This window comes from Microbispora hainanensis (assembly GCF_036186745.1).
Classification (GTDB): Bacteria; Actinomycetota; Actinomycetes; order Streptosporangiales; family Streptosporangiaceae; genus Microbispora.
On the sequence record NZ_CP108086.1, the window covers coordinates 1,812,801 to 1,824,921 of the forward strand.

A 12,121-nucleotide genomic window follows, 5' to 3' on the forward strand; every position below is an offset into this window, starting at 1 on the left:
GGGGCGATGCCCAAGCGCCGCGCACCGCATCGCAGGGAACCCCGCGAACTCGGCGACCTGCCGTACGCCGGTCACCTGGAGCCGTTCGACGGCCGGCTCGATCACGGCGGCGACTACGACACGGTCCTGTTCGACGGGCAGGAGTTCGAGGACGCCGACGCCGGAGGCGCCCGGTTCATCGAGTCGGCGTTCACCTCGGTGACGTTCATCGGCGGCCGATACCGGCGCGCCCGGTTCTCCGACGTGTGGCTGAACGGCGTGCGCTGGGTGGGCGGCGACCTCACCGAGTCGGTCTGGGCGGACGCGGAGATCGTCATGAGCGCCCCGGCCGGCACGGCGCTGCCCGGCGCCGAGCTGCACCAGGTGTTCTTCCACCGCTGCAAGCTCGACTCGGTCAACTTCCGCGCGGCCGACCTGCGGGAGGTCTCGTTCGTCGAGTGCACGCTGCGCGACGTGGACTTCGCGGGCGCCACGCTGACCGGCGTCGCCTTCCCCGGCTCCACGCTCGAACGGGTGCGGTTCGACAAGGCCCGCATGTCCCGGGTCGACCTGCGCGGGGCGGTGTCGCTGGGGATCTCCGACGGCTACGACGCGCTGCGCGGCGCGACCATCAGCGGCGTCCAGTTGATGCAGCTCGCGCCGATGTTCGCCCACGTCCTGGGGGTCACGGTCGGCGACGACTGACTCCGCCCGGGTCATCCGCACTTGCGCCCGGAGGGAGGTGCCGGGTTATAGTGCCGTCCAGGTCATGAGTGCCAGCGTCAAGCCCCGGCTTGCTGGCCGGCAACCCTCGCGCTCGCGGCGGGGTGCCCCGGGTGAGGACCGGGCTCGGCACGAGGTGTGCCGGGCAAGCGCGGGCTCCGCCTTCCGACGCCATGGCCGGGGTCCCCGACCCGAGGAGGCTTGGCGTTGTCCGCACTCACGTTCGTCCAGCAGGCCGTCACCCGCATCTCCGACGAGCCCGAGCTCGCCCCCGTCCTCCTGCCGGCCGTCGTCGGCGCCGATCTGGAGGTGCCCGTCAAGGGTGGCAGGCTCGTGCCGTACGCGAACCTCGATTACGCGGCGAGCGCGCCCTGTCTCGAGCCGGTGAACGCCGCCGTCGCGGCGGCGCTGCCGGCCTACTCCAGCGTCCACCGGGGTGCGGGCTACGCCTCGCAGCTCACGACCGCCAGATATGAGCAGGCCAGGCACACCGTGCGGGCCTTCGTCGGCGCCCGCCCCGGCGACGCCCTGATTTTCGTGCGCAACACGACCGACGCCATGAACCTGCTGGCCCGCAGCCTCCCGCAGGGCACAACCGTCGTCGTGTTCGAGACCGAGCACCACGCGTCGCTGCTGCCCTGGCCCGACGCCGTACGGCTCGCGCCGCCCGCCTTCCCCGGCGAGGCGCTCCGGGCGGCCGACGAGGCGCTGGCCGCGATCGAGGGCCCGGCCCTGCTCGTCGTGACCGCCGCCTCCAACGTCACCGGCGAGCTGTGGCCGATCGCCGGGCTGGCCCACATCGCCCACCGGCACGGCGCGCGGATCGCTGTGGACGCCGCCCAGTTCGTCCCCCACCGCGGGCTCAACCTCGCCGCGCTCGACCTCGACTACGTGGCCTTCTCCGGGCACAAGCTCTACGCCCCGTTCGGCGCCGGGGTGCTCGTGGGGCGCCCCGACTGGCTCGCCGACGCCGACCCGTACCTGCGCGGCGGCGGAGCCGTACGGTCGGTGGGCGAGACCACCGAGTGGAGCGACGACCCCGAGACGCGGCACGAGGCGGGCACCCCCAACGTGCTCGGCGCGATCGCGCTCGCCGCCGCCTGCGACGCGCTGACCGCGACCGGCTGGGCCGCGCTGGTGCGCGAGGAGGAGCGGCTGCTCGCCCGCCTGCGCGCCGGGCTCGCCACGATCCCCGGCGTCCGCGAGCTGTCGCTGTGGGGTCAGGATCACCCGCGCGTCGGCATCGTGTCGTTCGTCGTCGAGGGCCGTACGGCCCGGGAGGTCGCCGAGGCGCTGTCCGGCGACTGGGGCATCGGCGTCAGGGACGGCAAGTTCTGCGCCCACCCGTTCGTCCGCCACCTCCTCGGCGGCGGGCAGGACGGCGGCTGCGCCGACGGCACGGTCAGCGCCGTACGCGCCTCGATCGGCATCGGCACCACCACCGAACACGTCGACCGCCTCATCGAAGCCCTACGCGAGATCGCCGCCGCCTGACGGGGGTTACCGAGCCGGCGGAGGCTTTCGCTCGTGCGGGGCGAGCGTGAAAGCATGGACGGTATGACGACCGAGCAGGAGGGCGTGCGCCGGGAACAGATCGTGGGGATCGGCGCGGGCGCCGACGCCGTGCAGGCGAGGGAGCTGGCCACCGAGGACATGATCCTCAACATCGGCCCGCAGCACCCGTCCACCCACGGCGTGCTGCGGCTGCGGCTCGTGCTCGACGGCGAGCGCATCACGGCCGCCGAGCCGATCGTCGGCTACATGCACCGCGGCGCGGAGAAGCTGTTCGAGGTGCGCGACTACCGGCAGATCATCGTGCTGGCCAACCGGCACGACTGGCTGTCGGCGTTCGCCAACGAGCTGGGCGTCGTGCTCGCGGTCGAGCGCATGCTGGGCATGCAGCCCCCGCCCAGGGCGGTGTGGGCCAGGACGCTGCTGGCCGAGCTCAACCGCGTGCTCAGCCACCTGATGTTCCTCGGCAGCTATCCCCTGGAGCTCGGCGCGATAACGCCGGTCTTCTACGCCTTCCGCGAGCGGGAGACCCTGCAGCACGTCATGGAGGAGATCTCCGGCGGCCGCATGCACTACATGTTCAACCGGGTGGGCGGGCTGAAGGAGGAGCTGCCCCTGGGCTGGCTCGACCGCGTCACCGCCGCCGTCGCGGCCGTGCGGCGGCGGCTGCCCGACATCGAGGAACTGATCGCCGGCAACGAGATCTTCCTGGCCCGCACCCGCGGCGTCGGCGTGCTCGACCGCGAGACGATCATGCAGTACGGCGTGAGCGGCCCCATCGCGCGGGCCTCGGGCGTCGACTTCGACCTGCGGCGCGACGAGCCCTACCTCGCGTACGGCGAGCTGCCGGTGAAGGTCGTGACCCGGTCGGCCGGGGACTGCCAGGCCCGGTTCCAGGTGCTGCTCGAACAGGTCAAGGTCTCCCTCGACCTCGCCGACGCCTGCGTGGAGCGGCTGCGGCACCTGCCGCCGGGGCCGATCAACCAGCGGCTGCCGAAGGTGCTGAAGGCGCCCGAGGGCCACACGTACGCCTGGACGGAGAACCCGCTCGGCCTGAACGGCTACTACCTCGTGTCGCGCGGCGAGAAGACGCCCTGGCGGCTCAAGCTGCGCAGCGCCTCCTACAACAACATCCAGGTGCTGCGGGAGATGCTGCCGGGCAACCTGGTATCCGACATGATCGCCATCCTCGGCTCGATGTTCTTCGTGGTGGGCGACATCGACAAGTAGCCGGTTACGCTTCCCCGGAGGGCTCGCCGGGCACCCGGCAACAGTGTTCGAGGAACAGCGCCGCGCAGATCAGGATCACGCAGGCCACGAACGACCCGCCGCCGACGAACGCGTCCTGGCGAGGCTGATCGAGGTCGAGCAGTTCGAGCACGTGCACCACGAACCCGGCGAAGATACCGCCGAACGCCGCTCCGGCGTACGCCGTGGCCTTGGCCAGCGCCGCCAGGCGGGCGACGGCCAGCGGCTCGACGGGCTTGGTGTTCGGGCGGCGCAGGATCCGAGCCCGGGTCAGCCACCCCGTGTACGCCTCACCGATGGCCAGCAGCAGCGTGGTGGGGATCGCGGTCCACGGCAGGGTCGGCACCGTGGAGTAGAACCGCAGCAGCAGTCCCCAGGTGAGCAGACCGAACACGAGCACGAGACCGACGAGCACGCCGGGGTTGGTGGGCTTCAATCGGGGTCTCCTCGTCTCAGGCCGGGGGTTCGAGCACGAGGTCGGGCCGCGGCCGCACCCCGCTCTGGTCCGTGCCGGCCAGCAGGTCCGCCACCGGCCCGCGTCCGGGCAGCACCGCCGCCGGATCGGCCTGTGCCCACGGAACCAGCACGAACGCCCGCTCGTGCGCCCGAGGGTGCGGGAGCGTGAGCTCGGGGTCGTCCGACGTGAGGTCGCCGACCGTGATGAGGTCCACGTCGAGCGTGCGCGGGCCCCACCGCTCCCTGCGCTCGCGGCCGAACGCGTTCTCCACGCTGTGCGCGCGGTCGAGCAGCGTACGGGGGTCGAGCAGGCTCTCGGCGACGACGACCGCGTTGAGGTAGGGACCCTGCTCGGGGCCGCCGACCGGATCGGTCTCGTAGACCGGCGACACCGCCACGCACGTGAGCCCGGGGGCGTCGAACAGCGAGTCGACGGCTCCCTGGAGGTTTTCCATACGGCGGCCGAGGTTGCTGCCGAGCGCGATCACGACCCTCATGCGCGGCCCCTTCTGATCGTCACCACCACGTCGCCGAACGGCAGCGGGATGGGCGCCGCCGGTTTGTGCACGCTGACCTCTACCTCCTCGACCAGTTCGTGGGCCAGGCAGGCCGCCGCCAGCCGCTCTGCGAGGGTTTCGATGAGGTTGACCGGCTCGCCCTCCACGATGCGGACGAGCTCCGTCGCCAGCGCCCCGTAGTCCACGGTGAGCGTGAGGTCGTCGGCCGCCGCCGCCGGAGCGGTGTCGAACGACAGGGCCACGTCGATCACGAACTCCTGGCCCAGCTCGCGCTCCGCGGGCAGGCAGCCGTGCCTGCCGCGGGCCCGCAGGCCCACCAGCCGCACGGTGTCCCGACCGGTCGCCGCCCGCGCCGTCACTGCTCCTGGTCCTCCTCGTCGTCGTCGCTCTGCAGCACCGGTGAGCCGTGGTAGAGCCACAGCCGCCAGCCGGTCCCGGTGCGCACATAGGTGCTGGAGGCGACGACCCGGCCCGCCGCGAAGCCCGGCTCGTCGGTGTCGGCGGCCGTGAGGATGTTCTCCGCGCAGGTGATCACGGCGACGTCCCCGATCACGGCCGTCTGCACGTCGGTCAGCACGAACTGGATGTACGGCGTGTTCGCCATGATGAGCGCCCAGGAGCGCAGCACCTCCGACCGCCCGGTCAGCATGGGCCAGCCGGGGTGGACGCACATGGCAGGTCGCCCCGGGACGTCCTCGATCCAGATCTCCGACATCCTGTCGAGGTCGCCGCTCTCGATGGCGTTGTAGAACGCCTCGTTGAGCTCCTCGATGTCCTTCATCGGCGTCCCTGTCGGCATCTCGTCACCGGCCCTCGTCGGCATGTCGTACGGCTGCTGCCCCCCACGCGGCGGCCACCCGCACCGCGTCGGCGTTCGGCCGCACCCGGTGCACCCGGACGCACCACGCGCCGGCCTGCGCCGCGAGCGCGGTGACGGCGAGTGTGGCGTCGTCACTGCCGTCGAACGGCCGGGGCTCGCCGTCCGGCCCCGCCAGCAGGCGGCCGAGGAAGCGCTTCCTCGACGCCCCGATCAGCAACGGGCGGCCGAGGCCGTTCAGCTCGCCGATGCCGGCCAGCAGCGCCCAGTTGTGCTCGGCGTTCTTGGAGAACCCGAGGCCGGGGTCGAGCACGATCTGCTCCTCCCGCACGCCCTCGGCCAGCACGGAGTCGACCCGCTTGCGCAGCTCCTCCGCCACCTCGGTCACGACGTCGCCGTAGATGGCCCGGCTGTCCATGTCGCGGCTGTGCCCACGCCAGTGCATCACGACGTACGGCACGCCGGTCGCGGCCACCACCCGGGGCATCACCGGGTCGGCCAGCCCGCCGCTCACGTCGTTGACGAGCTTCGCCCCCGCCGCGACGGCCGCCTCGGCCACCTCCGCGCGCATGGTGTCGACGCTGACCGTCACGCCCTCCTCGGTGAGCGCGCGGATCACCGGCTCGACGCGGCGCAGCTCCTCTTCGAGGGACACCCGCGCCGCGCCCGGGCGGGTGGACTCCCCGCCCACGTCGACGATGTCGGCGCCCTCGGCCACCAGGTCGAGGCCGTGCCTGATCGCCACGTCGGGGTCGAACCACTGCCCGCCGTCCGAGAACGAGTCGGGGGTGACATTGACCACGCCCATGACCAGACAGCGCCCAGAGTCGGGCATACCGGGCACACTTGCTGCGGTCATGGGGTCAAGACTAGTGCCCCGGGACTCGTTGCCTGCCGGGCAGGAGCGGTGTCCCAATCGGCCGTCGTCCGCGCTCAGCCGCGCAGGATCAGCGACATGGCCTCGGCCCTGGTCGCCTCGCTGGAACGGAAGTCACCCCGGACGGCCGACGTGATCGTCTTGGCGCCGGGCTTGCGCACGCCGCGCATGGTCATGCACATGTGCTCGGCCTCGATGACGACGATCACGCCGCGCGGCTCGAGCACCTGCATCAGGCCGTCGGCGATCTGGGAGGTCATCCGCTCCTGCACCTGCGGCCTGCGGGCGTAGACGTCCACCAGCCTGGCCAGCTTGGACAGGCCGGTGATGCGCCCCTTCTCGTTGGGGGTGTAGCCGATGTGGGCCACGCCGTGGAACGGGAGCAGATGGTGCTCGCAGGTGGACATCACCTCGATGTCCTTGACGAGCACCATCTCGTCGTGGTCCGCGTCGAACATCGTGGTCAGCGCGTCTTCGGGCCGCTGGCCCAGGCCGGCGAACTGCTCGGCGAACGCGCGGGCCACGCGGGCCGGGGTGTCCCGGAGCCCGTCGCGATCGGGGTCCTCCCCGATCGCGAACAGGATCTCCCGGACCGCCTTCTCGATCCGGTCGTGGTCGAAGCCGGAGGGCGGCCCCGCCATGGGTTCGGCCATGGATCAGGCCTCGTCCCGCTGCGTCGACTGGTCGTTGACCCACGGAGTGGAGCTGCTCCCGCCCGCGGGCAGCGCCGAGCCGTTGCCGTTCGCGCGCTCCTTGGGCGTGATGACCGGAGGACGGTCGGACGGCAGACGCTTGCCGTAGCCGGCGTACGAGGGACGCTTCTCCTTCTGCACGACCGGCGAGAAGATCTCGAGGACCTGCTCGCGGGAGAGCGTCTCCTTCTCCATCAGTTCGAGCACGAGGTTGTCGAGCACGTCGCGGTATTGGACCAGGATCTCCCACGCCTGGTCGTGCGCGCTCTCGATGAGGCGGCGGACCTCCTCGTCGATCGCCGAGGCGATCTGCTCGGAGTAGTCGCGCTCGTGGCCCATCTCACGGCCGAGGAAGACCTCACCGTTGCCGCTGCCGAACTTGCGGGCGCCGAGCCGCTCGCTCATGCCGTATTCGGTGACCATGCGGCGGGCGATCGAGGTCGCCTTCTCGATGTCGTTGGACGCGCCGGTGGTGGGCTCGTGGAAGACGAGCTCCTCCGCGGTGCGGCCGCCGAGCAGCATGGCGAGCTGGTCCATCATCTCGGACCGGGTCGCGAGGAACTTGTCCTCCATCGGCAGCGTCATCGTGTAACCGAGCGCGCGGCCTCGGGACAGGATCGTGATCTTGTGGACCGGGTCGGAGTTGGGCAGCGCGTGGGCCACCAGGGCGTGGCCGCCCTCGTGGTAGGCGATGATCTTCTTCTCCTGGTCCGACATGACCCGGGACTTGCGCTCGGGACCGGCCATCACGCGGTCGATCGACTCTTCGAGCGTGTTCATCGTGATGAGCTTCTGGTCCTGCCGGGCGGTCAGCAGGGCCGCCTCGTTGATCACGTTCGCGAGGTCGGCGCCGGTGAAGCCGGGCGTCCTGCGGGCGATCACGTCGAGGTCGACGTCCTGCGCGAACGGCTTGCCGCGGCCGTGGACGCGCAGGATGCCCTTGCGGCCCTCCAGGTCGGGCCGGTCGATGACGACCTGCCGGTCGAAGCGGCCGGGGCGCAGCAGCGCGGGGTCGAGGATGTCGGGGCGGTTGGTCGCGGCGATGAGGATCACGCCGCCCTTGACGTCGAAGCCGTCCATCTCGACGAGGAGCTGGTTGAGGGTCTGCTCGCGCTCGTCGTGGCCGCCGCCGAGGCCCGCGCCGCGGTGCCGGCCGACGGCGTCGATCTCGTCGATGAAGATGATCGCCGGGGCGTTCGCCTTGGCCTGCTCGAACAGGTCGCGGACGCGGGAGGCGCCGACGCCGACGAACATCTCGACGAAGTCGGAACCGGAGATCGAGTAGAACGGCACGCCCGCCTCACCCGCGACGGCGCGGGCGAGCAGGGTCTTGCCCGTGCCGGGCGGGCCGTACAGCAGCACGCCCTTGGGGATCTTGGCGCCGATCGCCTGGAACTTGGCCGGGGCCTGGAGGAACTCCTTGATCTCCTGGAGCTCCTCGATGGCCTCGTCGGCCCCCGCGACGTCGGCGAAGGTCGTCTTCGGGGTGTCCTTGGTGATCAGCTTCGCCCGCGACTTCCCGAAGTTCATCACCCGGGAGCCGCCGCCCTGCATCTGGTTCATGATGAACAGGAAGATCAGGACGATGATGATGATCGGCAGGAAGCTGACGAGCAGGCTGACGAGGAAGTTCTCCTTCGCCACGTCGACGGTCCAGCCCTGGGGGGGCTTGGCCTGCTCGAGCGCCTGCGTGAGCTGGACGCCCTGACCCTCGACCCACAGCGCCTGGATGCGGTCGGTCGACTTGTTCCCGACCTCGATGGGCCGGTTGAGCGTCAGCTCGACGCGCTGGTCCTTGTCGACCACGGTCGCGCTCTTGACATTGCCCTGCTGGATCTGCTGGACGACCGTCGAAGTGTCGGCGGTGGTGTAGTTGCCGCCGCCCCCGAACATCGTGGTGACGAGCAGGAGAAGCAATACGATGCCCAGGATCCACAGCAGTGGGCCACGTGTAAATCGCTTGAGATCCATCCGTTGCGGAACCCCGGCGGGCCCGTCCCTTCCTGACCAAGGCCTGCCCCGGGAAACCCCGGGGTCGCGGCATCCCTTACCGCTCCTTCTGGCTACCGCGGGGCGGCCGACCGGCCCCTCCCACGGATATCCGAAGGTACACCCGGCAGCCGCGTCGGGTAACTGCCCGAGCGGCTCCGGCTTTGCCTTTCCAACGTACGTCAGCCAAGCCCGTGTTCCCCGACCTGGCGCCCAATAACGCCTGATTCGAGGGTCACTTCGCTAAGGGCTTACTCCCCTCCGTACACATGAGGCGCAAGAGTCCCGATGAACGGCAGGTTGCGATACCGCTCGGCGTAATCGAGCCCATACCCGATGACGAACTCGTTGGGGATGTCAAAACCGACGTAACGGACGTCCAACTCGACCTTCACCGCGTCCGGCTTGCGCAGCAGCGTGCAGATCTCCACGGACGCCGGGTTACGCGACTTCAGGTTGTTCATCAACCACGAGAGAGTCAAGCCGGAATCGATGATGTCCTCGACCACGAGCACGTGCCGACCGGCGATGTCGGTGTCGAGGTCCTTCAGCACCCGCACCACACCGGACGACACGGTCCCCGCGCCGTACGAGGAAACGGCCATCCAGTCCATCTGCACGGGCACGTGCAGCGCGCGGGCGAGATCGGCCATGACCATGACCGCGCCCTTGAGCACGCCGACGATCAACAGTTCATTGCCGGCGTAGTCGGCGTCGATCTGCCCCGCCAGTTCCCTGATCTTCTCCTGCAGCTCCTGCTCCGAGATGAGGACTTTGGAGAGATCCCTGCCCATGTCTGCTGCGTCCACCTGGGGTTTTCCTTACGCGAGCGAGAGTTTGTCCACGGCGAACACAAGGGTGCCATAGCGCCTGACCACCCCCACCCCCCCGGGTAGGTCCACCCCCTTCTGCCCGTGCCAGCCGGTCACCAGCCGCTCGACCGCCTCGATGTGCACGGCCGCGAGCGCGGCGGCGTTCGCACCGGCCTCCACGGCCGCCCGCTGGATGACCCGCCGCCGCACCGCCCCCGGCACGTCCGCCAGCACGGAGACGTCCAGCTCCCCCGCCGGGCCCCGCGACTTCGTGTGGACGGCGTCCGCCCACGCGTCCAGGGCGTCGGCGTCGTCCCTGCACAGCCGGGCCGTACGGGCCAGCGCCTCGGCGATCCCCGGCCCCAGCGCCGCCTCCAGCGCCGGGAGGGCGTCGTGCCGCACCCGCACCCTGGTGTACGCCGGATCGTCGTTGTGAGGGTCGTCCCACGGGCGCAGGCCGAGCGCGTCGCACGCCTGCCTGGTGCGCGCCCGGCCGAGCCCCAGCAGGGGCCGCCGGTAGATCCCCGAGACCTCCGCCATGCCGGACAGCGACCGCGTGCCGCTGCCTCGGGCCAGCCGCAGCAGCACGGTCTCCGCCTGGTCGTCGCGCGTGTGGCCGAGCAGGACCGCGGCGGCGCCCAGCCGGTCGGCCGCCTCGGACAGCGCGGCATAGCGGGCGTCGCGCGCCGCGGCCTCCGGGCCTCCTGCCGTGCCGACCGTGACGGTCAGCACCTCGGCCGGGCCGAGGCCGAGCGTGGGCGCGAGCCGTACGACGTCACGGGCCCGGCCGGCCGAGCCCTCCTGCAGGCCGTGGTCGACGGTGAGCAGCCCGGCGCGCAGGCCGAGGCGCGGGGCCGCGAAGCCGGCGGCCGCCGCCAGCGCCAGCGAGTCGGCGCCGCCGCTGCAGGCCACCAGGACGAGCGCACCGGACGGCTCCCGCGACTTCCGCGACTCCCGGGAGGCGGCGAGATCCGCGAGCGACAGCCGTACGGCGCGGCGGACGTCGGCGACGGCGGGATGCGGGCCCATGCGGCCATTCTGGCCGCCCCGGGCGGGCATGGGGAAACGCCCGTCCGGCGGGAACGGATGAGCGGGCGCGATCAGGCGATGGTCAGGCGGAGCCGGGTGGGTCCGCCCCGGGCGCGCGCCGGGTGAATCCGGCCCCAGGCGGTGGTCAGGTGGGGCCGGGCAGGCGCGATCAGGCGATGGCCGGGCCGGGCCGGTCCGCCCCGGGCGCGCGCCGGGTTGATCCGCGTCAGGCGGTGGTCAGGACGCGGGACATCCAGGCGTGCGGGTCGGTGATCTCCTCGCGGTCGGGCAGGGTCTCCGGCGAGGTCCAGACCTTGTTGAACGACTCCATGCCGGCCTCGTCCACGACGGTGCGGACGAAGTGGGAGCCCTCGGCATACTGCTTCATCTTCAGCTCGATGCCGAGCAGACGGCGTACGAGCTGGTCGAAGCGCGAGCCGCCCTCGCGGCGGCGCTGGAACTTGGCGCGGATCTCGGCGACCGACGGCACGACGGACGGGCCCACCGCGTCCATGACGTAGTCGCCGTGCCCCTCCACCAGCGTCATCACGGCGGTCACACGGTCGAGCACGGCCTTCTGCTCGGGCGTCTGGATGGCCTCGATCAGGTTGCCCTCACCACCCCGGAAGGCGTCGGCGACCGCGTCGGAGGCGGCGCGCAGGCGCTCCAGCAGGGTCGTCAGGTCCATCTCGGACGCGAGGAGGAACTCGGTCATCTGACCGCGGACGTACTCCCGCAGCCAGGGGACGCCGGTGAACTGCACCCGGTGGGTCTCCTCATGGAGGCACACCCACAGGCGGAAGTCACGGGGATCGACGCCCAGCTCGCGCTCGGCGTGCACGATGTTGGGCGCCACCAGCGTCAGGCGGCCGGTCGGGGCGTTGCCCGAGGGGTCGGGCGGGAGGAACAGCTCATACTGCCCGAGCACCCGGGAGGCGAGGAAGGCCAGCACCGCGCCGACCTCCAGCCCGGTGATACGCGAGCCGACCGCGCCGACGACCGCCGGCATGTTCGACATCTTCTGCGTCAGCGGCTCCAGCACCACCCGGAAACCGTCCACGTTCGCACGGATCCACCCGGGACGGTCGACCACGGTCGCCGCCTCGGGCGTCGCCGAGTCGATGCGGGTGAACTCCCGCACGTGCCCCTCGGCGTCCCGCGACAGCCTCCGCAGTTCGAGGACCGCCTGCCTGGCCTCCTCGCGGCTCACCTGAGGGCCGGGCCGCACAAGGCGGACCCCGGTCGCGACGGCCAGATCCCAGTCGATCACCTGCATACCCACCACCGTACGTTCTCCGACTTCTCACCGCGCATGCAGGCGCGTGAGGGGCGCGGCCGTGTTCTGGACTGAGGAGCGCGCGCAGCGAGGAACGAGCGAGCACGCACCGAGGGAAGCGCCCACTGCGCGCCTCCGGCACGACCCCACGGCCTGGAAGCGCCCCGAGCCGCGCGAGCGGAGCGAGTGCAAT

General features: G+C 71.4%; 13 protein-coding genes and 1 riboswitch. Of the genes, 3 read left to right on the forward strand and 10 right to left on the reverse strand.

Annotated elements, in window-relative coordinates; all coding sequences use genetic code 11:
- Nucleotides 1–6: 6 nt before the first annotated feature.
- The 3 genes from OHB01_RS08225 to OHB01_RS08235 all read left to right on the forward strand — a co-directional run bounded on the left by OHB01_RS08225 (nucleotide 7) and on the right by OHB01_RS08235 (nucleotide 3,444).
- Nucleotides 7–684: a pentapeptide repeat-containing protein gene (locus OHB01_RS08225; RefSeq protein WP_142651416.1), complete on the forward strand. Its 678-nt coding sequence runs from the start codon at nucleotides 7–9 to the stop codon at nucleotides 682–684.
- Nucleotides 685–744: 60 nt separating this feature from the next.
- A riboswitch (SAM riboswitch) is annotated at nucleotides 745–860 on the forward strand.
- 88 nt (nucleotides 861–948) lie between these two features.
- Nucleotides 949–2,196, forward strand: coding sequence for an aminotransferase class V-fold PLP-dependent enzyme (locus OHB01_RS08230; protein ID WP_328855833.1), 1,248 nt, complete (start codon nucleotides 949–951; stop codon nucleotides 2,194–2,196).
- 63 nt (nucleotides 2,197–2,259) lie between these two features.
- Nucleotides 2,260–3,444 carry an NADH-quinone oxidoreductase subunit D gene (locus OHB01_RS08235; RefSeq protein ID WP_142651417.1) on the forward strand — a complete coding sequence of 395 codons (1,185 nt, stop codon included), beginning with the start codon at nucleotides 2,260–2,262 and terminating at the stop codon, nucleotides 3,442–3,444.
- A gap of 4 nt (nucleotides 3,445–3,448) precedes the next feature.
- Here OHB01_RS08235 and OHB01_RS08240 read toward each other — a convergent pair whose 3' ends face one another.
- The 10 genes from OHB01_RS08240 to OHB01_RS08285 all read right to left on the reverse strand — a co-directional run bounded on the left by OHB01_RS08240 (nucleotide 3,449) and on the right by OHB01_RS08285 (nucleotide 11,928).
- Nucleotides 3,449–3,898, reverse strand: coding sequence for a DUF3180 domain-containing protein (locus OHB01_RS08240; RefSeq protein ID WP_328855177.1), 450 nt, complete (start codon nucleotides 3,896–3,898; stop codon nucleotides 3,449–3,451).
- A 16-nt stretch (nucleotides 3,899–3,914) separates the two neighbouring features.
- The gene (gene folK, locus OHB01_RS08245; protein ID WP_328855178.1) at nucleotides 3,915–4,415 is read right to left on the reverse strand and encodes a 2-amino-4-hydroxy-6-hydroxymethyldihydropteridine diphosphokinase; all 501 of its coding nucleotides are present in this window, start codon (nucleotides 4,413–4,415) and stop codon (nucleotides 3,915–3,917) included.
- A complete protein-coding gene (folB, locus tag OHB01_RS08250; RefSeq protein WP_142651420.1) occupies nucleotides 4,412–4,795 on the reverse strand; it encodes a dihydroneopterin aldolase in 384 nt (127 codons plus the stop codon). The genes folK and folB overlap by 4 nt, the downstream gene beginning before the upstream one ends.
- Entirely contained in the window at nucleotides 4,792–5,259 is a 468-nt protein-coding gene (locus OHB01_RS08255) for a nuclear transport factor 2 family protein (RefSeq protein ID WP_240972074.1), read from the reverse strand. The genes folB and OHB01_RS08255 overlap by 4 nt, the downstream gene beginning before the upstream one ends.
- The gene (gene folP / locus OHB01_RS08260) at nucleotides 5,240–6,112 is read right to left on the reverse strand and encodes a dihydropteroate synthase (protein ID WP_142651421.1); all 873 of its coding nucleotides are present in this window, start codon (nucleotides 6,110–6,112) and stop codon (nucleotides 5,240–5,242) included. Before folP ends, OHB01_RS08255 begins: the two co-directional genes overlap by 20 nt.
- 74 nt (nucleotides 6,113–6,186) lie before the next feature.
- The gene (folE, locus tag OHB01_RS08265; RefSeq protein ID WP_142651422.1) at nucleotides 6,187–6,783 is read right to left on the reverse strand and encodes a GTP cyclohydrolase I FolE; all 597 of its coding nucleotides are present in this window, start codon (nucleotides 6,781–6,783) and stop codon (nucleotides 6,187–6,189) included.
- A gap of 3 nt (nucleotides 6,784–6,786) precedes the next feature.
- Nucleotides 6,787–8,793: an ATP-dependent zinc metalloprotease FtsH gene (gene ftsH / locus OHB01_RS08270; RefSeq protein ID WP_142651423.1), complete on the reverse strand. Its 2,007-nt coding sequence runs from the start codon at nucleotides 8,791–8,793 to the stop codon at nucleotides 6,787–6,789.
- A gap of 269 nt (nucleotides 8,794–9,062) precedes the next feature.
- On the reverse strand, nucleotides 9,063–9,620 hold the full coding sequence (gene hpt, locus OHB01_RS08275) for a hypoxanthine phosphoribosyltransferase (RefSeq protein WP_221890016.1): 558 nt from the start codon (nucleotides 9,618–9,620) through the stop codon (nucleotides 9,063–9,065).
- Nucleotides 9,621–9,632: 12 nt separating this feature from the next.
- The gene (tilS, locus tag OHB01_RS08280) at nucleotides 9,633–10,652 is read right to left on the reverse strand and encodes a tRNA lysidine(34) synthetase TilS (protein ID WP_142651424.1); all 1,020 of its coding nucleotides are present in this window, start codon (nucleotides 10,650–10,652) and stop codon (nucleotides 9,633–9,635) included.
- 226 nt (nucleotides 10,653–10,878) lie between these two features.
- On the reverse strand, nucleotides 10,879–11,928 hold the full coding sequence (locus OHB01_RS08285; RefSeq protein ID WP_185949083.1) for a zinc-dependent metalloprotease: 1,050 nt from the start codon (nucleotides 11,926–11,928) through the stop codon (nucleotides 10,879–10,881).
- Between the last annotated feature and the right edge of the window lie 193 nt (nucleotides 11,929–12,121).